The organism is Streptomyces sp. ITFR-6 (assembly GCF_031844725.1).
GTDB lineage: Bacteria > Actinomycetota > Actinomycetes > Streptomycetales > Streptomycetaceae > Streptomyces.
Genome location: NZ_CP134612.1, coordinates 6,954,340 through 6,973,600 on the forward strand (window position 1 = coordinate 6,954,340; position 19,261 = coordinate 6,973,600).

General features: G+C 71.8%; 18 protein-coding genes. 12 read left to right on the plus strand and 6 right to left on the minus strand.

Annotated elements, in window-relative coordinates; translation table 11 throughout:
• Positions 1 to 56: 56 nt before the first annotated feature.
• The 5 genes from RLT59_RS31655 (at position 57) to RLT59_RS31675 (ending at position 5,661) form a co-directional block, all read left to right on the plus strand.
• The gene (locus RLT59_RS31655; RefSeq protein ID WP_311306569.1) at positions 57 to 746 is read left to right on the plus strand and encodes an SDR family NAD(P)-dependent oxidoreductase; all 690 of its coding nucleotides are present in this window, start codon (positions 57 to 59) and stop codon (positions 744 to 746) included.
• A 166-nt stretch (positions 747 to 912) separates the two neighbouring features.
• Positions 913 to 1,533, plus strand: a complete 621-nt coding sequence (locus RLT59_RS31660) for a TetR/AcrR family transcriptional regulator (protein ID WP_311306570.1) — start codon at positions 913 to 915, stop codon at positions 1,531 to 1,533.
• 184 nt (positions 1,534 to 1,717) lie between these two features.
• On the plus strand, positions 1,718 to 3,073 hold the full coding sequence (locus RLT59_RS31665; protein WP_311306571.1) for an ABC transporter ATP-binding protein: 1,356 nt from the start codon (positions 1,718 to 1,720) through the stop codon (positions 3,071 to 3,073).
• Between the two features lie 116 nt (positions 3,074 to 3,189).
• Entirely contained in the window at positions 3,190 to 4,584 is a 1,395-nt protein-coding gene (locus RLT59_RS31670; protein ID WP_311306572.1) for an aldehyde dehydrogenase family protein, read from the plus strand.
• Between the two features lie 60 nt (positions 4,585 to 4,644).
• Positions 4,645 to 5,661: an alcohol dehydrogenase catalytic domain-containing protein gene (locus RLT59_RS31675; RefSeq protein ID WP_311306573.1), complete on the plus strand. Its 1,017-nt coding sequence runs from the start codon at positions 4,645 to 4,647 to the stop codon at positions 5,659 to 5,661.
• Positions 5,662 to 5,668: 7 nt separating this feature from the next.
• Here the strand turns inward: RLT59_RS31675 and RLT59_RS31680 are convergent, their stop codons facing one another.
• The 3 genes from RLT59_RS31680 to RLT59_RS31690 are packed head-to-tail and all read right to left on the minus strand — an operon-like array spanning position 5,669 to position 8,044.
• Positions 5,669 to 6,610, minus strand: a complete 942-nt coding sequence (locus RLT59_RS31680; RefSeq protein ID WP_311306574.1) for a DMT family transporter — start codon at positions 6,608 to 6,610, stop codon at positions 5,669 to 5,671.
• A gap of 33 nt (positions 6,611 to 6,643) precedes the next feature.
• The gene (locus RLT59_RS31685) at positions 6,644 to 7,354 is read right to left on the minus strand and encodes an ArsR/SmtB family transcription factor (protein WP_311306575.1); all 711 of its coding nucleotides are present in this window, start codon (positions 7,352 to 7,354) and stop codon (positions 6,644 to 6,646) included.
• A gap of 15 nt (positions 7,355 to 7,369) precedes the next feature.
• Positions 7,370 to 8,044, minus strand: a complete 675-nt coding sequence (locus RLT59_RS31690) for a TetR/AcrR family transcriptional regulator (RefSeq protein WP_311306576.1) — start codon at positions 8,042 to 8,044, stop codon at positions 7,370 to 7,372.
• Between the two features lie 64 nt (positions 8,045 to 8,108).
• On the opposite strand from RLT59_RS31690, the gene RLT59_RS31695 reads away from it, so the two are divergent.
• The 3 genes from RLT59_RS31695 (at position 8,109) to RLT59_RS31705 (ending at position 10,376) form a co-directional block, all read left to right on the plus strand.
• The gene (locus RLT59_RS31695; protein WP_311306577.1) at positions 8,109 to 9,260 is read left to right on the plus strand and encodes an acyl-CoA dehydrogenase family protein; all 1,152 of its coding nucleotides are present in this window, start codon (positions 8,109 to 8,111) and stop codon (positions 9,258 to 9,260) included.
• Positions 9,261 to 9,377: 117 nt separating this feature from the next.
• Positions 9,378 to 9,668, plus strand: coding sequence for a YiaA/YiaB family inner membrane protein (locus tag RLT59_RS31700; protein WP_311306578.1), 291 nt, complete (start codon positions 9,378 to 9,380; stop codon positions 9,666 to 9,668).
• A gap of 84 nt (positions 9,669 to 9,752) precedes the next feature.
• Positions 9,753 to 10,376: a TetR/AcrR family transcriptional regulator gene (locus RLT59_RS31705; protein WP_311306579.1), complete on the plus strand. Its 624-nt coding sequence runs from the start codon at positions 9,753 to 9,755 to the stop codon at positions 10,374 to 10,376.
• 22 nt (positions 10,377 to 10,398) lie between these two features.
• Here RLT59_RS31705 and RLT59_RS31710 read toward each other — a convergent pair whose 3' ends face one another.
• Positions 10,399 to 10,860, minus strand: a complete 462-nt coding sequence (locus RLT59_RS31710) for a MaoC family dehydratase (protein ID WP_311306580.1) — start codon at positions 10,858 to 10,860, stop codon at positions 10,399 to 10,401.
• A gap of 132 nt (positions 10,861 to 10,992) precedes the next feature.
• Between RLT59_RS31710 and soxR the strand changes: the two genes are divergently transcribed.
• The gene (soxR, locus tag RLT59_RS31715) at positions 10,993 to 11,475 is read left to right on the plus strand and encodes a redox-sensitive transcriptional activator SoxR (RefSeq protein ID WP_311306581.1); all 483 of its coding nucleotides are present in this window, start codon (positions 10,993 to 10,995) and stop codon (positions 11,473 to 11,475) included.
• Positions 11,476 to 11,559: 84 nt separating this feature from the next.
• Here soxR and RLT59_RS31720 read toward each other — a convergent pair whose 3' ends face one another.
• Positions 11,560 to 12,174, minus strand: coding sequence for a hypothetical protein (locus tag RLT59_RS31720; RefSeq protein ID WP_311306582.1), 615 nt, complete (start codon positions 12,172 to 12,174; stop codon positions 11,560 to 11,562).
• Between the two features lie 231 nt (positions 12,175 to 12,405).
• Here RLT59_RS31720 and RLT59_RS31725 point away from each other — a divergent pair, with 231 nt between their 5' ends.
• On the plus strand, positions 12,406 to 15,246 hold the full coding sequence (locus RLT59_RS31725) for a penicillin acylase family protein (RefSeq protein ID WP_311306583.1): 2,841 nt from the start codon (positions 12,406 to 12,408) through the stop codon (positions 15,244 to 15,246).
• A 102-nt stretch (positions 15,247 to 15,348) separates the two neighbouring features.
• On the opposite strand, the gene RLT59_RS31730 is transcribed toward RLT59_RS31725, so the two are convergent.
• Positions 15,349 to 16,635, minus strand: a complete 1,287-nt coding sequence (locus tag RLT59_RS31730) for an exo-beta-N-acetylmuramidase NamZ family protein (RefSeq protein WP_311306584.1) — start codon at positions 16,633 to 16,635, stop codon at positions 15,349 to 15,351.
• A gap of 184 nt (positions 16,636 to 16,819) precedes the next feature.
• Between RLT59_RS31730 and RLT59_RS31735 the strand changes: the two genes are divergently transcribed.
• The gene (locus tag RLT59_RS31735; RefSeq protein ID WP_311306585.1) at positions 16,820 to 17,584 is read left to right on the plus strand and encodes an SDR family oxidoreductase; all 765 of its coding nucleotides are present in this window, start codon (positions 16,820 to 16,822) and stop codon (positions 17,582 to 17,584) included.
• Entirely contained in the window at positions 17,581 to 19,239 is a 1,659-nt protein-coding gene (locus RLT59_RS31740) for an AMP-binding protein (protein ID WP_311306586.1), read from the plus strand. The genes RLT59_RS31735 and RLT59_RS31740 overlap by 4 nt, the downstream gene beginning before the upstream one ends.
• Positions 19,240 to 19,261: the final 22 nt, after the last annotated feature.

Sequence of the window (19,261 nt, forward strand, 5' to 3'; positions counted from 1 at the left end):
GCACCGCTCCGTAATTCATCGGTCGGCCGCGACATCCCGGAGGGAAGCTGGACCCCATGACGACAACCTTGATCACCGGGGCCAACAAGGGCCTCGGCCGCGAGACCGCCCGCCGCCTCATCGCCGCGGGGCACACCGTCTACGTAGGAGCGCGCAACCCCGAGCGCGGCAAGGCGGCCGCGACCGAGCTCGGTGCCCGGTTCGTGCGACTCGACGTCACCGACGACGCGTCGGTGGCCGCCGCGGCGGCCACCATCGAGGCCGACGGCGGCCTGGACGTCCTGGTCAACAACGCCGGAATCGAGGTGCGGTCACCGGGAGGCGACATCATCGGCGCCGCGGAGCTGACCGCCGACGTGATGCGTGAGGTGTTCGAGACCAACGTCTTCGGCCTGGTCCGGGTCACCCACGCCTTCCTGCCGCTGCTGGAGCGCTCCGCCGCCCCGGTCGTGGTCAACGTCAGCAGCAGACTGGCCTCGCCGGCCCAGGCCGGCAAGGGGTATCCGGGGGCCGCCTACCCAACCTCCAAGACCGCGGTCAACATGCTCACCGTGCAGTTCGCCATGGCGTTCCCGCAGACGCGGATCAACGCGGTGGAGCCCGGCTACACCTCGACCGACCTGAACCGGCACGAGGGAACGCAGACCGTCGAGCAGGGCGCCGAGATCATTGTCCGGATGGCTCAGCCGGGCCCGGACGGCCCGACCGGTGGCTACTTCGACGCGGAGGGCCCGCTGCCCTGGTGAGCGACGAGGCTCACGGCGGTGGCGGGCGACGGGGGCGGGCGACGGGGGCCGGGCCGAAGTACGGCCCGGCCCGCACCGGCCGTCCCGCCGGGCCCGCGCCTCCCGACCTCGGCCGCGGACCGGGTCCTCACGGTCCTTACGCCCGGTGAGGGAGGCCCACGGCATCATGGAGCCCGTGCCTCACGTGAACACGAACCTCCGCCGCGCCCCCGTACAGCAGCGCAGCGCCGAACGGCTCGCCCGGATACTCGACGCCTGCGCCGAACTCCTCGACGAGACCGGCTACGAACAGCTCTCGACCCGGGCCGTGGCCGTACGCGCCGAAGTCCCCATCGGCTCCGTCTACCGCTTCTTCTCCAACAAGCGGGCCCTCGCCGACGCCCTCGCCCTGCGCAACCTGGACAGCTACGCCGAGCGCATCACGTCCCGGCTGGCCGTCATCCCGGCCGACGACTGGCGCCGCGCCATCGACGCCGTGCTCGACGAGTACCTCGCGATGAAGCGTTCCGTACCCGGCTTCGCCCTGGTCGACTTCGGCGCCCCCGCGCCCGACGAGGACCCGGCCGACGACGCCAACCACCGGGTCGCGAGCCGGCTGGCCGACCTCCTCTGCGGGCACCTGGGCCGCACCTCGGACGAGGACCTGGTACGCACCGTCCTGGTCTGCGTGGAGGCCACCGACGCCCTGCTCAAACTCGCCTTCCGCATCGATCCCTCCGGCGACCGCGCGATCGTCACCGAGACCCGGGTCCTGATCCAGGCGTACCTGGCACGCGTACTGGACTGAGATGGCCCGGCCCGCTCCCGGGCATCCGGGCCTGAACCGGAACCCCACCCGGCACTCCGGCAGTCCACGCCCCGCAGGGCGCAACCTTTGCGCGAATCATTCCCTCGCCCCGCCCAGTGGGCTAATTTCAGGCCACTGCTGCCGCTCCCCACCGCTCCACCACCATCCTTCCGGGCGGAACCACATGACTCGCGCCATCACTCTGAACCACGTCAGCAAGGCGTACGGGCGGTCCTCGCGTGCCGTCGACCGTCTCTCGCTCTCCATCGACCCGGGCGAGTTCGTCGTCCTGCTGGGCCCCTCCGGCTGCGGCAAATCGACCGTGCTGCGCATGATCGCCGGTCTTGAGGACGTCTCCGAGGGCGAGGTGCTGCTCGACGGTGAACGGGCCAATCACCTCACGCCCCGCGAACGCGGAATGGCCATGGTCTTCCAGAACTTCGCGCTGTACCCGACCATGACCAACCGGGCCAACATCGGCTTTCCGCTGAAGCTGGAGAACCCGCGCCAGGACCACAACGAGCGCATCGAGAACACGGCCAGGATGCTCGGGATCGAGAGCGTCCTGGACCGGCTCCCCGGCCAGCTCTCCGGTGGGGAGCGCCAGCGGGTCGCGATGGGACGGGCCATTTCGCGCCGGCCCTCCGCCTTCCTGATGGACGAGCCGCTCTCCAACCTCGACGCGAAGCTCCGCAGTCATCTGCGCGCCGAGATATCCCTGCTCACCAAGGAACTCGGCGTCACCACCGTCTACGTGACCCACGACCAGGCGGAGGCGATGTCGCTGGGCCACCGGGTCGCCGTGATGCGCGGCGGGGTGCTCCAGCAGGTCAGCCCGCCGCGTGAGGTGTACGCGCTGCCGGAGAACGTGTTCGTCGCCGCGTTCATCGGCACCCCGAGGATCAACCTGCTCCAGGCCGTCGTGCACGCGCCGCTGGAGGGGCGAATGTCCATCGACCTCGGCCGCCAGCGGCTCCCGCTGCCCGAACCGCTCAGCCCCGACCACCAGTTGCTCCGCATCCAGCAGGGCCGCCGGATCATCGTCGGACTGCGTTCAGAAGCGGTCCGGATCGCCCCGTCGAGCCAGGCCCGCCCGGGGGAGGTCGCGCTCAGCGGCATCGTCGAGCATGTCGAGTACCAGGGGCACGAGGCGCTGGTCCACCTCAACACCGGCTCGCGGCCCGCCGTGGTGCCGGACCTTGAGTCGGCCCGCCCGGAGCACGGCGCCCCGCGCAGGCGCCGCGGCGCCGAGGGCGGAGCAGGGGTGCTGGGGCGGCTCAGGGAGCGCGCCGCCGGGCACCTCGGCGGCTCCGTCGCCGTCCTGGACGCACCCGGATCCGAGCCGCCGCCCGGGGTGCGCAGCCCCGACCGCCCCGCTGTCACGGCCGCCGACCTCGTGGTGCGCACCGGCCCGGACATGCGGCTGCGTACCGGAGGCCAGGTCCCGCTGCTGGTGGACCTGGCGCACCTGTACGTCTTCGATCACCAGGGGCGCCGGATCTGTCCGTTGCCGAGGGACGTGCCGGGGCTGGACATGTAACCGGGCGGAAGGACGGGCAGGGATGGGGTGACCTGTGTCTCTGGCGCCTGAAAACTAACGGCGCTAGTTTGGGGCGTGGACGACCCCGTCCGTCACCGTGCCCGGGAGGAACAGCCATGAAGGCCCACGACGGTATGTACATCGGCGGCGCCTGGCGGCCGGCTGCGGGAACGGACACGATCGCGGTCGTGAATCCGGCGGACGAGCAGGTCATCGCCCATGTCCCGGCCGGTACGGCGGCCGACGTCGATGACGCCGTACGGGCCGCGCGCGCCGCGTTCCCCGGCTGGGCCGCGACCCCGCCGGCCGAACGCGCCGCCCGGCTCGGCGCGCTGCGCGACGTCCTGGCGGCCCGCAAGGACGAGATCGCCGCGACGGTCACGGCGGAACTCGGCTCGCCGCTGCCGATGTCGCAGGCCGTGCACGCGGGGGTGCCGGTGCTGGTCGCCGGCTCGTACGCCGAACTGGCCGCGACGTACGCCTTCGAGGAGCGGCACGGCAACTCCACCGTGCTGCTGGAGCCGGTCGGTGTGGTCGGCGCGATCACCCCGTGGAACTACCCGCTGCACCAGATCGTCGCCAAGGTCGCCCCCGCGCTCGCCGCGGGCTGCACCGTTGTCCTCAAGCCCGCGGAGGACACCCCGCTCACCGCTCAGCTCTTCGCGGAGGCCACAGAGGAGGCCGGACTGCCGGCCGGGGTCTTCAACCTGGTCACCGGCCTCGGCCCGGTCGCCGGACAGGCGCTCGCCGGGCACCAGGACGTCGACCTGGTCTCCTTCACCGGCTCCACCGCCGTCGGGAAGCGGATCGGCGCGACGGCGGGCGGCGCGGTCAAGCGCGTCGCGCTGGAGCTGGGCGGGAAGTCCGCCAACGTCATCCTGCCCGGCGCCGATCTCGCCAAGGCGGTCAACGTCGGCGTCGCCAACGTGATGTCCAACTCCGGCCAGACGTGCAGCGCCTGGACCCGGATGCTGGTGGACGCGGACCGGTACGAGGAGGCCGTCGCCCTCGCCGCCTCGGCCGTCGCCAAGTACGTGCCCGGCGAGCGGGTCGGCCCGCTCGTCAACGCCAAGCAGCGGGCCCGGGTCCGCGGTTACATCGAGAAGGGTGTCGAGGAGGGCGCCCGGATCGTGGCCGGCGGCCCCGAGGCGCCGCTCCCGGCCGGGTACTACGTCAGCCCCACCGTGTTCGCCGACGTCACCCCCGAGATGACCATCGCCCAGGAGGAGATCTTCGGCCCGGTCGTCTCGATCCTGAAGTACGAGGACGAGGACGACGCGCTGCGGATCGCCAACGGCACCGTGTACGGGCTCGCCGGCGCCGTCTGGGCCGCCGGCGACGCGGAGGCCGTCGCGTTCGCCCGCCGGATGGACACCGGCCAGGTCGACATCAACGGCGGCCGGTTCAACCCGCTCGCCCCCTTCGGCGGCTACAAGCAGTCCGGCGTCGGCCGCGAGCTCGGCTCCCACGGCCTCGCGGAGTACCTGCAGACCAAGTCCCTCCAGTTCTGAACCGGTCCACCGTTTCCGCTGCCCGCAATCCGTCATCCCCCATCAGCAAGGAGCCAGTCCGTGGTCCGCGCCGCCGTACTGCCCGCCGTCGGAGCTCCGCTGGAGATCACCGGCATCGAACTCCCGGAGCCAGGAACCGGCCAGGTGCGCGTCCGGCTCGCCGCCGCCGGGGTCTGCCACTCCGACCTCTCGCTGTCCAACGGCACCATGCGGGTGCCGGTGCCCGCCGTCCTCGGCCACGAGGGAGCGGGCACCGTCGTCTCCGTGGGCGAGGGCGTCGGCCATGTCGCACCCGGCGACGGAGTGGTGCTCAACTGGGCGCCGTCCTGCGGAAACTGCCACCACTGCGGGATCGGCGAGGTCTGGCTCTGCGTCAACGCCCTGGCCGGCGCGGCGAACATCCACGCCCGCACCGCCGACGGCACCGAACTGCACCCCGGGCTGAACGTCGCCGCCTTCGCACAGGAGACCGTGGTCGCCGCGAACTGCGTGCTGCCCGCACCGGACGGCGTCCCGCTCACCGACGCCGCGCTGCTCGGCTGCGCGGTGCTCACCGGATACGGCGCGGTCCACCACAGCGCGCGGGTCCGCGCGGGGGAGTCCGTCGTGGTGTTCGGCATCGGCGGCGTCGGCCTCGCGGTGCTCCAGTCCGCCCGGATCGCGGGCGCCACCGACTACGTCATCGCCTCCGCCACCACGCCCCGTGAGATCCGCGGCCTCACCGGCGGCCAGGGCGCGGACGTCGCGATCGAGTGCGTCGGCCGGGCCGCCACCATCCGTACCGCCTGGGAGTCCACCCGCAGGGGCGGCCGCACCACGGTCGTCGGCATCGGCGGCAAGGACCAGGAGGTGACCTTCAACGCCCTGGAGATCTTCCACTGGGGCCGCTCCCTGACCGGCTGCGTGTACGGGAACAGCGACCCGGCCCGCGATCTGCCGGTGCTGGCCGGTCACATCGCGGCGGGCCGTTTCGACCTCTCCATGATGGTCACGGAGCGGATCGGCCTCGACGGCATCCCGGCCGCCTTCGACAACATGATCGTCGGCAAGGGCGGCCGGGCCCTGGTGGTGTTCTGAACGGGCCTCAGCTCCGGTTCGTGCTGACGGGCCGGGCGGGACGCGCCGGCGCCCGCCCGGCCCGCGGCCGCGTCCGGGACACCGCCACCCCGGCGAGGCAGAGCAGCCCGCCGCCGATGGTGAGCAGCGCGGGCACCTCGTCCAGCAGCAGCCAGGCCATCAGCACGACGAGCGCGGGCACCGCGTAGGTGGTGGCGCCCATCCGCCCGGCGGTGGTGCGGGCCAGCGCGTAGGCCCAGGTGGTGAAGGCCAGCGCGGTCGGGAACAGGCCGAGATAGACCATGTTCAGCGTCGCGGACAGGGGCGCGTCCGCGGCGTCCGAGATCAGCGCACCGGAGAACGGCAGGCACGCCACCGTGCCGACCAGGCAGCCGAACGTGGTGACCTGGAGCGCGGAGCCGTGCCCCAGCGCGGGCTTCTGGCCTACCACCCCGGCCGCGTACGTCACCGCCGCCAGCAGGCAGAGCAGCACACCCAGGACCGAGGAACTCCCCTTCCCCGACATGGAGAGCCCCACGACGACGGCGCCCGTGAAGGACACGCCCATGCCCAGGGCCAGCCGGCGCGGCAGGCCCTCGCCGAGCAGCCGCGAGCCGAGCAGCGCGATCAGCAGCGGCCCGATGTTCACGACCATGGCGGCCGTCCCCGCGTCCACCTGCTGCTCACCCCAGTTGAGCACCACCATGTACAGGCCGAACCACAGCAGTCCGGAGGCGATGATGCCCGGCCAGGCCGCCCTGGGCGGCAGGCCCTCGCGCCGTACGAGCAGGAGCGCGCCCAGCGCCAGTGAGCCGGTGAGCAGCCGTCCGAGGGCCAGTGCGCCGGGGGAGTAGGCCTCGCCCGCGCTGCGGATGGAGACGAAGGCGGAGGCCCACAGCACCACGGTGGTGCAGGCGGCGGCGGGGGCGCGCCAGTCGGAGCGTGGTGCGGGGGAGGGGATAGTCGTCATGGCTCTGACCGTAAGGGCGCGATCCTTCGGTGACTACCGAATAGTCGCCGGGTCGATGCCCAGCCGGGCGGCCAGGGCCTGTTCCCCGTCCGGGGTGGCCCGCACCGCGCGCCCCGACCCGATCCGTACGCACCAGCCGGACTCCAGCACATGGCGGCACAGGGCGGCGCCCGCGGCCCCCGCCAGATGCGGCCTGCGCTCGGTCCAGTCCAGGCAGCCGCGGACGAGCGGACGCCGCGACCGGGTCTCCAGGCCGATGCCCAGCGCGCCGAACCAGTCGAGCCCGGCGTCGGTGAGCGCGAAGCCGGTGTCCTGCCGCAGCAGTCCCCGTGCGGTCATGGCATCGGTGATCGCGAGTCCGATGCGGCCCGCGAGGTGGTCGTAGCAGGTGCGGCCGCGGGCCAGCGCGCTGTCCGCGCCCGACGCCCCCAGGGTGCGCGGCCGGGTGGCGGGGCCGGGCGCCTCTTGGCCCGCCAGCTCCTCGACCAGGTGCGCGACCTGTTCACCGGCGAGCCGGAGATAGCGGTGCCGGCCCTGCCGCTCCTCGGCCAGCAGCCCGCCCGCGACGAGCTTGCCCAGGTGCTCGCTGGCGGTCGACGGGGCCACCGAGGCGTGCCGGGCCAGTTCGCCCGCGGTCCAGGCCCGGCCGTCGAGCAGGGCCAGGCAGAAGACGGCGCGGGTCTCGTCCGCGAGGAGGGCGGCCAGGGCGGCGAGCCTGGGCGCGGCGGGGTCGGGGTATGCCATGTGTTCCAGGATGCGTCAGGAACGCTTCGGTACCGGCCGAACGGTTCCGGCGGCCGTGGGCGGCGCGTACTGCAGGGCGAGTCCGTCGATCAGCGCGCGCAGCCCGGTCTCGAAGGCCCCCTCGTCGACCTGCTGGCGGCGCTCGGCCAGCAGATGGGCCTGGCCGAGGTGGGGGTAGTCGGCGGGGTCGTACGCGGTCTCGTCGTCCACGAATCCCCGGGCGAAGGAGCCGAGCGCGGAGCCGGTGATGAAGTAGCGCATCAGCGCGCCGATGTACGTGGCCTGGGCGGGCGGCCAGCCCGCGCGGACCATGGCGCCGAACACCGCGTCGGCCACCCGCAGTCCGGCCGGGCGGCGGCCGGGGCCCTGGGCCAGCACCGGGACGATGTGCGGGTGCTCGGTGAGCGCCGCACGGTAGGAGACCGCCCAGTCGTGCAGGGCGGCCCGCCAGTCACGGCTGTCGGACTCGTCGAACATCGACAGGTCGACCTGTGCGGAGACGGCGTCGGCGACCGCGTCCAGGATCTCGTCCTTGTTGCGGAAGTGGTTGTAGAGCGACGGGCCGCTGACCCCGAGCTCGGCCGCCAGCCGGCGGGTCGAGACGGCGTCGAGCCCCTCGGCGTCCACCAGGGCACCCGCCGTCGCGACGATGCGGTCTCTGCTGAGGAGGGGCTTGCGCGGGCGGGCCATGCGGCACATAGTAGGCCCTGCGCATCTAAAACTAGCAGTGCTAATTAAGGTGGAGGGCCGACCGATGAACCTGGAGCTCAGCGAGGAGCAGGAGGCCGTCCGGCAGCTGGCCGAGGACTTCGTCGCCCGTGACATCGCGCCGCACGTCGTCGAATGGGACCGCGCCGAGAACGTCGACAAGTCGATCGTGAAGAAGCTGGGCTCCCTCGGCTTCCTGGGCCTGACCGTCCCGGAGGAGTACGGCGGCTCGGGCGGCGACCATCTCGCGTACTGCCTGGTGACGGAGGAGCTCGGCCGGGGCGACTCCTCGGTCCGGGGCATCGTCTCCGTCTCCCTCGGGCTGGTCGCGAAGACCATCGCCGCGTGGGGCGACGAGGAGCAGAAGCGGCAGTGGCTGCCGAGGCTGACCTCGGGCGACGCGGTGGGCTGCTTCGGCCTCACGGAGCCGGGCACCGGCTCGGATGCCGGGAACCTGGCGACCAGGGCCGTCCGGGACGGCGGGGACTACGTCATCAACGGCTCCAAGATGTTCATCACCAACGGCACCTGGGCCGATGTGGTGCTGCTCTTCGCCCGCACCAACGACACCCCCGGCCGCAAGGGCATATCCGCCTTCCTGGTCCCCGCCGACACCCCCGGCCTCACCCGCCGCACCATCCACGGCAAGCTCGGACTGCGCGGCCAGGCGACCGCGGAGGTGGTGCTGGAGGACGTCCGGGTCCCCGCCGCCACGCTCATCGGCCCCGAGGGCAAGGGCTTCTCGATCGCCATGTCCGCCCTGGCCAAGGGGCGGATGTCGGTGGCGGCCGGCTGCGTCGGTATCGCCCAGGCCGCCCTGGACGCGGCCGTCGGGTACGCCGGTGAACGCGAACAGTTCGGCAAGTCCATCGCGGGTTATCAGCTCGTCCAGGAGCTCATCAGCGATATCGCGGTGGACGTCGACGCCGCCCGCCTGCTCACCTGGCGGGTGGCCGACCTGATCGACCGGGGCGAGGAGTTCGCCACCGCCGCGTCCAAGGCCAAGCTCTTCGCCTCCGAGGCCGCCGTCCGTGCCGCCAACAACGCCCTCCAGGTGTTCGGCGGCTACGGCTACATCGATGAGTACCCGGTCGGCAAACTGCTGCGCGACGCCCGGGTGATGACGCTCTACGAGGGCACCAGCCAGATCCAGAAGCTGATCATCGGCCGGGCGCTGACGGGGGTCTCCGCGTTCTGAGACGGTCCGGCGCCGCGCGGCTCGCTCCGGCACCGCGCGGCTCGAACGGGCGTCTGAGTACCGGACTGAGTACCCGGACGGATGTGGTGTACGTCATGCCGCCGGGATGCTGGCGGCATGAGTGAGACGACATCGGTCAAGCAGCACAGCACCGCCGCCTTCTACGGTCAGGCCGTCGCGTCCTTCGGGGTGGCGATGGGCGCGGTGGCGCTCGGCATCTACTTCCTCGACGCGGACGCCTGGGTGCGCGGGTTCCTCGCCATCGGCGTCCTGTACCTCGTCACGTCCTGCTTCACCCTGGCCAAGGTCATCAGGGATCGGCAGGAGGCGGGCCAGCTGGTCAGCCGGGTCGACCAGGCCCGGCTGGAGAAGATCCTGGCCGAGCACGACCCCTTCCAGAAGCTCTGACGATCTCATCCGACGAACGACCCTAAGCGCTTGCTCAGGATCGGGGTATGGTGTTCGTCCTGCTGACCGAGAGGGGCCATGACGATGAGCACGGCGGAGGAGACCGACGGCGAGAGCGCGCCGTGGGCCGAAGTGACGCCCGAGGCCGCCAGGCGGCTTCTCGTCGCCGCCGTGGACGCCTTCGCCGAGCGCGGGTACCACGCGACCACCACCCGGGACATCGCGGGCCGCGCCGGAATGAGCCCCGCCGCGCTCTACATCCACTACAAGACGAAGGAAGAGCTGCTCCACCGGATCAGCCGGATCGGTCACGACCGCGCCCTGGCCGTCCTGGAGGCGGCGGCCGACGGTGAGGGCACGGCCGCCGAGCGGCTGGCCGCAGCGGTCCGCTCCTTCGTCCAGTGGCACGCCGAACGGCACACCACCGCACGCGTCGTGCAGTACGAGCTCGACGCCCTCGGTGCGGAGCACCGCGCCGAGATCGTCGAGCTGCGCCGCCGGAGCGACGCGGTGGTGCGCCGGATCATCGGGGAGGGCGTGGCGGCGGGGGAGTTCGACGTCCCCGATGTGCCGGGCACCACGCTCGCGGTGCTCTCGCTCTGCATCGACGTGGCGCGGTGGTTCAACGCCCAGGGCAGCCGGACGCCGGACGAGGTCGGTGACCTCTACGCCGGCCTCGTGCTGCGCATGGTCGCGGCGGGACGCTGACCCGGCCGCCCGAGGGCCGTCCTCAGAAGTAGTACCGCGACACCGACTCGGCCACGCAGGCCGGCTTGTCGCCGCCCTCGCGCTCCACCGTGACGACCGCGGTGACCTGCACGCCGCCGCCCGCCTCCTCGACGCTCTTCAGGACGGCGGTCGCCCGCAGCCGCGAGCCCACGGGCACCGTGGAGGGGAAACGGACCTTGTTGGTCCCGTAGTTGATGCCCATCTTCATCCCCTCGACCCGCATGACCTGCGGCACAAGGGCCGGCAGCAGCGAGAGCGTGAGGTAGCCGTGCGCGATCGTCGTGCCGAACGGCCCGGCCTTCGCCCGCTCCGGGTCCACGTGGATCCACTGGTGGTCGCCGGTGGCGTCCGCGAAGAGAGCGATCCGCTGCTGCTCGATCTCCAGCCAGTCGCTGTGCCCGAGCTGCTCGCCCACCCCGTCGCGCAGCTCCTGCGCGGACGTGAAGATCCTCGGCTCTGCCATGTCCCTGGTCCCTGCCTTCCCGCTCTCGGCCATCCGTGTCCGCGCCTGTCTAAGCGCTTGCTCAGCATGGTTCGCGGGTGCGTTCCTGTCAACGACGGACCGGCCGGGACGCGGCCACGTAGGGTTCGAGGGGTGCCCCAGATCCCACAGAGACTCCATGAACTCACGGTCGGCCAGCTCTCCGCGCGCAGCGGCGCCGCCGTTTCGGCCCTGCACTTCTACGAGGCCAAGGGCCTGATCAGCAGCCGCCGCACCAGCGGGAACCAGCGCCGCTACGACCGGGACGCGCTGCGCCGGGTCGCCTTCATCCGCGCGGCGCAGCGGGTCGGCATCCCGCTCGCCACCATCCGGGACGCGCTGGCCGAACTCCCGGAGGAGCGCACTCCCAACCGCGACGACTGGGCGCGGCTCTCCGAGGCGTGGCGCTCCGAGCTGGACGAGCGGATCGTGCAGCTGGCGCGGTTGCGCGACCACCTCACCGACTGCATCGGCTGCGGCTGCCTGTCGCTGGAGAACTGTGTGCTCTCCAACCCGGACGACGTCTTCGGTGAGCGGATGAGCGGCTCGCGCCTGATGCCGGGCAAGCCCGCGAAGGGCGCCGGGGAAGGGCACTGAGGCGCCTGCTCGTACGCATGTGTTGCCCGTCCGGCAGTCGCGCGTCCCCCGGACGCCGGGCGGGCCGCTCCGTTCCTCAGGTACTCAGGCCACCGACGCCAGGCCGCCGCGCAGCCGGGTCCGCCGGGCCTTCGCCAGCGCCGCCCGGGTGAGCACGGGCTGCGGCACCACGATTCCGCACCCGGTGCAGACCGGACCGGACCACGGTTCGCTGTCCAGGTCCTGCCGCCAGGCGATCCGGCCCTGCGCGCAGACCGGGCAGCCGTTGCCCGGCTCCGACTCCAGGGCGGAAATCAGCCGCGCCAGTACCTCCGCGAGCGGCGCCGCAGGATGGACGGCCGGGTCGTCGCACCGCGCGACGCCGTTCCCGCCCCAGGTGCGCCGGTGCCAGTCGTCGAACGCGCCGGGCCGGCGCAGTCCGTCGTGCTTCTCCCGCCGGCGGCGCTCGGCGAACCCCGCCTCGTAGTGCAGCCAGACCGCGCGGGCCGTCTCCAGTTCCTCCAGCGCGCGCGTCAGCCGCGCCGGATCGGGGGCCCGGTCCTCCGGCTCTATTCCGTGCCGGGCGCACAGATGATCCCAGGTCGCCCGGTGTCCGTAAGGGGCGAAGCGCTCCAGGCACTTGCGCAGCGAGTACCGCCGCAGTGCCAGATCGCTCCGCGGATCGCGGACCTGTCTCGCAAGACTCCGGAAACCGGCCATTGCGCTGCCACCTCCGTCGCTCGTACTCCGTCGCCCGAAAATCGGCGTCAACCCAATGGACGTACGACTGCCCGGATCGGCTCCATCCATGAGTGCGGTCGTCCATCCACTGAGATGACCGGTCGTCATGTGACCGCATGTGGTGATTCGGAAAAGGTGACTGATGCTCACCTTACCGACCGGTCATACCGCCGGTAACGTCCGGCGCATCGGCCTTTCCGAGGAGCACGCATGCCCCCACGCACCGGCACCACCGCCCGCACCGGCAAGTTCCGGGCCGCCACGATCGCGGCCGTACTCGCACTCGGTGCCTCTCTGCTGGCCACCGCGCCCCACGCGGGCGCCGCCGAGCCCGATCCCGTACCCGACTACTGCCAGGGACAGTGCGACGACATCCTGCCGCCCGGCGAGAACGGCAACGCCACCCTCGTCGACATCCTGGGCAACAAGGCGTTCGGCACCCATCCCGCGCACAGCGACGACCAGCTCGACCGCTACGACGGGCTGGTGGCCGGGCACACCGGCCTGACCGACCAGAAGCTCACCGACTTCTTCAACGACGCCTCCTTCGGCGTCCCGAAGGACCAGGTCGAGTCCGTCACCTCGCCCCGCGCCGACGTCACCATCACCCGCGACAAGGTGTCCGGCGTCCCGCACATCAAGGGCACCACCCGCTACGGCACCGAGTTCGGCGCCGGTTTCGCGGCCGGGCAGGACCGGCTCTGGCTGATGGACCTCTTCCGCCACATCGGGCGCGGGCAGCTGACCTCGTTCGCCGGCGGCGCACTGGCCAACCAGGGTCTGGAGCAGCAGTTCTGGCCGCAGGCCCCGTACACGGAGGACGATCTCAAGGCCCAGGTCGAGTACATACGGACCCACGAGGGCGCCCGCGGCGAGCAGGCCATGGCCGATGCCCAGGCCTACGTGGACGGCATCAACTCCTACCGCGAGAAGTCGAAGAAGGGCCGCTACTTCCCCGGCGAGTACGTCCTCACCGGCAAGATCGACGCCATCACCAACGTCGGTGAGATCCAGCCGTTCGAGCTGACCGACCTGATCTCGATCGCCTCCGTGGTCGGCGGCCAGTTCGGCGGCGGTGGCGGCGGCGAGGTCCAGGCGGCGCTCTCACTGCTCTCCGCCCAGCAGAAGTACGGAGTGGCCGAGGGCACCAAGGTCTGGGAGTCGTTCCGGCAGCGCAACGACCCCGAGGCGGTGCTCACCGTCCACGACGGCACCTCTTTCCCGTACGCGAACAAGCCCGACAAGGCCGTCGGCGCGGCGCTCCCGGACCCCGGCTCCGTCACCGCCGAACCCCTGATCCACGACCGCACCGGCTCCGCGGGCACCAACGCGAAGGCGCCGGTCAAGGCACCGGCCGAACTCAAGAAGGCGCAGGGCATCTACGACGACGGGGTCATCCCGGAGGGCTCGCTCCCCGGCTCCGGCTCCGGCGCCCAGAAACGCGGCATGTCCAACGCCCTGCTGGTCTCCGGCAAGAGCACCGCGAGCGGAAACCCGATCGCCGTGTTCGGCCCGCAGACCGGCTACTTCGCCCCGCAGCTGATGATGCTCCAGGAGATCCAGGGCCCCGGCATCAGCGCCCGAGGCGTCTCCTTCGCCGGCGTCGGCATGTACATCCAGATGGGCCGAGGCCAGGACTACGCCTGGAGCGCCACCTCGGCCGGCCAGGACATCACCGACACCTACACCGTCGAACTGTGCGAGCCCGACGGCTCCGCGCCCACCAAGAACTCCACGCACTACCTCTACCGCGGCGACTGCACCGCCATGGAGAAGCTGGAGCGCACCAACTCCTGGAGCCCCACCGTCGCGGACTCCACCGCGAAGGGCTCCTACCGGATGCAGGTGTGGCGCACCGGCTACGGAGTGGTCACCCACCGCGCCACCGTGGACGGCAAGCCGGTCGCGTACACCTCGCTGCGCACCACCTACCGGCACGAGGCCGACTCGATCATCGGCTTCCAGATGCTCAACGACCCGTCGTACGTGAAGGACGCCGCCTCCTTCCAGCAGGCGGCGAGCAACATCGACTACGCCTTCAACTGGTTCTACGCCGACTCGCGCACCGCCGCCTTCTACAACAGCGGCATGAACCCGGTGCGCGCCCCCGGCGTCGATCCGGCGCTGCCGATCAAGGCCGAGAAGGCGTACGAGTGGCAGGGGTACGACCGGGCGGCCAACACCGCCGACTACACCCCGTTCGCCGAGCACCCGCACTCCAGCGGCCAGGACTACTACGTGTCCTGGAACAACAAGCAGGCCGAGGGGTACGCCTCCGCGGGCTTCGGGCTCAGCGCGGTGCACCGGGCCGATCTGCTCGACGAGCGGGTGTCGAAGCTGGTGGAGGAGGGCGGCGTGACCCGCGCCTCTCTGACCCGGGCGATGGCGGACGCCGCACTCACCGATCTGCGCGGCGAGCAGCTGCTGCCCGAACTGCTGAAGGTGATCCGCTCCCAGCCGGTCACGGACCCGGATCTCAACGCCGTGGTCCAGCAGCTGGATTCCTGGCGGGCGGCGGGCGCCCAGCGCAAGGAGAGCAGCCCCGGTTCGCACGCGTACAGCTACGCCGACGCGGTACGGATCATGGACGCGTGGTGGCCGAAGCTGATCGACGCGGAGTTCAAGCCGGGGCTCGGTGACGACCTGTACGGGGCGCTGACCGCCAACCTCGCCACCGACGAGTCCCCGGCGGCCAGCCACGGACCGAGCGGTGCGCACAGCGGTTCGGCCTTCCAGTACGGCTGGTGGGGCTTCGCGGACAAGGATCTGCGCCAGGTGCTCGGGCAGCCGGTCAAGGGGCCGCTGGCCAGGACCTACTGCGGCAACGGCGATCTGAGCAGCTGCCGCGCGGCGCTGCTGTCCTCGCTGAAGCAGGCGGCGGCGGTCCCGGCGTCGGAGGTCTACCCGGCCGACGACAACTGCAAGGCCGGTGAGCAGTGGTGCACCGACTCGATCATCCACCGGGCACTGGGCGGGATCGCGCAGAAGGCGATCCACTGGCAGAACCGCCCGACGTACCAGCAGGTGGTGGAGTTCCCGGCACACCGCTGAGACCGACCCCGCCGGGCGGGCACATCAAGCCCGTCCGGCGTTTGAGGACGGAACCGGTTCGCCGGGCAGGCCCGCACACAACGGCCCGCCCGGCGACCGGGCTCACCGGTACTGCAGATACCGCTTCCGCACGGCCCGGAACGCGGCGAGATCCTTCGCCCACGCCCCCACGACCTCATCCGTGTCCGCACCCGCGTCGATCATCGTCCGGACCCGGGTGTTGCCGGTGAGCTTGTCGATCCAGTTGTCCTCCCGCCAGGCGAACCCGTTCCACGTCCGCTTCGCCGTCACCAGCAGCGCGATCCCGGTGCGTACCGGGTCGAAGACCTCCCGGTCCTGGACGTGCAGTTGGACGCCGCCCACCGTCTTGCCCTCGAACTTGGAGAACGTCGGCGCGAAGTACGCCTCGCGGAAGGCCACTCCGGGCAGGTCGAGCGCGTTGGCGGCGGCCGCCCAGGTGTGGTCGATGCCCTCCGCGCCCAGCAGTTCGAACGGGCGCGTCGTGCCGCGCCCCTCGGATAGGTTCGTGCCCTCGAACAGGCAGGTGCCCGAGTAGACGAGCGCCGTGTCCGGCGTGGGCATGTTGGGGCTCGGCGGCACCCACGGCAGACCGCTCGCATCGAAGAAGTCCGAGCGCGACCACCCCGACATCTTCACAATCTCCAAGTCGGCCGGACGGTCCGCGAGGAACTCCCCGTTGAACAGCAGGGCGAGTTCGGTGACCGTCATGCCGTGCGCCTGGGAGATCTCCCGGCGGCCCACGAAGGTGCCGAAGGCCGGATCGAGGACCGGTCCGAGGGCCGCCCGCCCGGACACCGGGTTCGGCCGGTCCAGGACGACGAACCTCTTGCCCGCGAGGGCCGCCGCCTCCATGCAGTCGTACAGCGTCCAGATGTACGTGTAGAAGCGGGCGCCCGCGTCCTGGATGTCGAAGACGATCGTGTCGACGCCGGACTCCGTGAACACGTCGGCCAGCGGCTGCCCGCTCTTGAGGTACGTGTCGTAGACCGGGTGCCCCGTCGCGGGGTCGTCGTACCGGCCCTCGGAGCCGCCCGCCTGCGCGGTGCCGCGGAAGCCGTGCTCCGGGCCGAAGACGGCCGTCAGGTCGACCCGCCCGTCAGCGTGCATCACATCGACGATGTGACGTACGTCGGAGGTGACCCCGGTCGGGTTGGTGACGATGCCGACCCGCTGCCCCTTCAGCAGCGCGTAGCCGTCCGCGGAGAGCCGGGCGAAGCCGGTACGGAGGCCGCCGTGCCCGCCTCCGTGTCCATCCCCGTGCCCGTGTCCCTTGCCGTGCGACGTACCGGCGGCTGCGGGGGCCGCCGTCGCCGCGAGGGCCCCCACGGCACCGCCTGCGGCCAGCAAACCACGCCTGGTCAGGCTCATTCGGCTACCTCCATGATCGCGACATCTGTCATGGTCACGCACGCTAGCGCGCACCCGGGCCGCAGGGAACGAGCCGGACGTGACCGATGTGGCGGGAGTGACGCATGAGAGGCGCCAGCCTCTTCCCTGACGACATACCGACTGGTTAGTCTGCCGGAGGAGTCGGCTGAGAGAGGCGGGACCGATGAGTACGGTGCAGGGCGCGGGCGTAGTGGTCACCGGGGCCGGAGGCGGCATCGGAGCCGCGCTGGCCCGCAGATTCGCAGCCGAGGGCGCACGGGTCGTGGTCAACGATCTCGACGTGAGCCGGATCGAGGCGCTGGCCGAGGAGATCGGCGGTACCGCCGTCGCCGGGGACGCCTCCCGGATAGTCGACGCCGCCCGGGACGCCCTGGACGGCACGGTGGACATCTACTGCGCCAACGCGGGACTCGCCTCGCCCGGTGACGTCTTCGCGGCAGAGGAGGTCTGGGCCGACGCCTGGGACGTCAACGTGATGGCCCACGTCCGCGCGGCCAGGGCACTGCTCCCGGACTGGCTGGAGCGCGGCAGCGGCAGGTTCGTCTCCACCGCCTCGGCCGCCGGACTGCTCACGATGATCGGCGCGGCGCCGTACAGCGTCACCAAGCACGGGGTGGTCGCCTTCGCGGAGTGGCTCGCCCTCACCTACGGCCACCGGGGCGTCAAGGTCCACGCGATCTGCCCGCAGGGCGTACGTACCGACATGCTGACCGCCGCCGGCTCTGCGGGGGAGCTCGTCCTCGCCCCCAGCGCCATCGAGCCCGAGGCCGTCGCGGACGCGCTCTTCGCGGCGATGGCCCAGGACCGCTTCCTCGTCCTGCCGCACCCCGAGGTCGCCACGTACTACCGGGCCAGGGCCAAGGACACCGACCAGTGGCTCGGCAGCATGAACCATCTCCAGCAGAAGTGGGAGGCGACCGGCGCATGACCGAGTCGATCTACGCGGCGAAGCCCTGGCTGCCGCTGCTCAGCGAGGCCCAGCGGGCGCCCGTCCACCCGGCCGCCACCCTGGTGCACGCCTTCCGGGACTCGGTGGCCCGCAGCCCGGACCACCCGGCGCTCGCCTACTTCGACGGGCGCCTCAGCTACCGCGAGACCGACGCCCTCTCCGACTCCGTGGCCGGTCACCTCGCCGCCCGGGGCCTGGAGCGCGGCGGCCGGGTCGCGATCATGCTGCAGAACTCGCCGCACTTCGTCATCGCCCTGCTCGGCGCCTGGAAGGCCGGGGCGACCGTCGTCCCGCTCAACCCGATGTACAAGTCCGGCGAGGTCGGCCATGTGCTGAAGGACGCCGAGGTCTCCGCGCTGATCTGCTCGGACCGGGCCTGGGAGTCGTATCTGCGGGACACGGCGGCCGCCGCCCCGGCCGTCCGGATCGCGCTCACGGCCTGCGAGCTGGACTTCCAGACGGGGAACGACGACCGGGTGCTGAACTTCGAGCGGCTGCCCGCCGCCGAGGACGCCGATGATCTGGTGACCGTCGCCCGGCAGCGCCTCGCGGCCCCGGCCGGCCGGGAGCTCACCGCCACCGACGTGGCGCTGATCAGCTACACCTCCGGAACCAGCGGCACCCCCAAGGGCGCCATGAACGCGCACGGCAACATCATGGTCAACGTCGAGCGCCAGCGCACCGGCCACCCCATCCCCGAGGGCTCCGCCTACTTCGCGCTCGCCCCGCTCTTCCACATCACCGGCATGGTCTGCCAGCTGGCCGTCTGCCTCGCCCACGCGGGCACCCTCGTCCTCGCGTACCGCTTCCACCCCGGCGTCGTCCTCGACGCCTTCGCAGAGCACCGCCCCGCCTACACCGTCGGCCCCTCGACCGCCTTCATGGCGCTCGCCGCGACCCCCGGCGTCACGCCCGAGCACTTCTCCTCGTTCCGGGTGATCTCCTCCGGCGGCGCACCGCTGCCGCCCGCGCTCGTGGAGAAGTTCCGGGCGGGCTTCGGCCCGTACATCCGCAACGGCTACGGCCTCACCGAGTGCACCGCGCCCTGCGCCTCCGTACCGCCCGAGCGGGAGGCCCCCGTGGACCCGGTCTCCGGCACCCTCTCGGTCGGCGTGCCGGGCCCGGACACGGTGGTGCGGATCATCGACGAGAACGGCGCGGAGGTGCCCTTCGGTGAACAGGGCGAGATCGCGGTGCGCGGACCGCAGGTCGTCTCCGGCTACTGGCGGCTGCCCGAGGCCACCGCGGCCGCCTTCCCGGACGGCGAGCTGCGCACCGGCGACATCGGCTTCATGGACCGCCAGGGCTGGCTCTATGTCGTCGACCGCAAGAAGGACATGATCAACGCCTCCGGCTTCAAGGTCTGGCCGCGCGAGGTGGAGGACGTCCTCTACACCCATCCGGCCGTCCGCGAGGCCGCCGTCGTGGGCGTCCCCGACGCCTACCGGGGCGAAACGGTCCGGGCCTATGTCAGTCTGCGGCCCGGCTCCTCTGTGGAACCGGACGAACTGGGCGCGTACTGCAAGGAACGGCTGGCCGCGTACAAGTACCCGCGCGAAGTCGAGATCCTGGCCGAACTCCCCAAGACGGCGAGTGGGAAGATCCTCAGGCGGGAACTGCGTTCACCCCGGTAGTACGCAGGTACGCACACACGCA

Excerpts from the sequence above, each read along its gene's own strand:
- RLT59_RS31655 (WP_311306569.1), top strand. The coding sequence starts at position 57 with ATGACGACAACCTTGATCACCGGGGCCAACAAGGGCCTCGGCCGCGAG.
- RLT59_RS31660 (WP_311306570.1), top strand. The coding sequence starts at position 913 with ATGGAGCCCGTGCCTCACGTGAACACGAACCTCCGCCGCGCCCCCGTA.
- RLT59_RS31665 (WP_311306571.1), top strand. The coding sequence starts at position 1,718 with ATGACTCGCGCCATCACTCTGAACCACGTCAGCAAGGCGTACGGGCGG.
- RLT59_RS31670 (WP_311306572.1), top strand. The coding sequence starts at position 3,190 with ATGAAGGCCCACGACGGTATGTACATCGGCGGCGCCTGGCGGCCGGCT.
- RLT59_RS31680 (WP_311306574.1), bottom strand. The coding sequence starts at position 6,610 with ATGACGACTATCCCCTCCCCCGCACCACGCTCCGACTGGCGCGCCCCC.
- RLT59_RS31685 (WP_311306575.1), bottom strand. The coding sequence starts at position 7,354 with ATGGCATACCCCGACCCCGCCGCGCCCAGGCTCGCCGCCCTGGCCGCC.
- RLT59_RS31690 (WP_311306576.1), bottom strand. The coding sequence starts at position 8,044 with ATGGCCCGCCCGCGCAAGCCCCTCCTCAGCAGAGACCGCATCGTCGCG.
- RLT59_RS31695 (WP_311306577.1), top strand. The coding sequence starts at position 8,109 with ATGAACCTGGAGCTCAGCGAGGAGCAGGAGGCCGTCCGGCAGCTGGCC.
- RLT59_RS31700 (WP_311306578.1), top strand. The coding sequence starts at position 9,378 with ATGAGTGAGACGACATCGGTCAAGCAGCACAGCACCGCCGCCTTCTAC.
- RLT59_RS31705 (WP_311306579.1), top strand. The coding sequence starts at position 9,753 with ATGAGCACGGCGGAGGAGACCGACGGCGAGAGCGCGCCGTGGGCCGAA.
- RLT59_RS31710 (WP_311306580.1), bottom strand. The coding sequence starts at position 10,860 with ATGGCAGAGCCGAGGATCTTCACGTCCGCGCAGGAGCTGCGCGACGGG.
- RLT59_RS31720 (WP_311306582.1), bottom strand. The coding sequence starts at position 12,174 with ATGGCCGGTTTCCGGAGTCTTGCGAGACAGGTCCGCGATCCGCGGAGC.
- RLT59_RS31725 (WP_311306583.1), top strand. The coding sequence starts at position 12,406 with ATGCCCCCACGCACCGGCACCACCGCCCGCACCGGCAAGTTCCGGGCC.
- RLT59_RS31730 (WP_311306584.1), bottom strand. The coding sequence starts at position 16,635 with ATGAGCCTGACCAGGCGTGGTTTGCTGGCCGCAGGCGGTGCCGTGGGG.
- RLT59_RS31735 (WP_311306585.1), top strand. The coding sequence starts at position 16,820 with ATGAGTACGGTGCAGGGCGCGGGCGTAGTGGTCACCGGGGCCGGAGGC.
- RLT59_RS31740 (WP_311306586.1), top strand. The coding sequence starts at position 17,581 with ATGACCGAGTCGATCTACGCGGCGAAGCCCTGGCTGCCGCTGCTCAGC.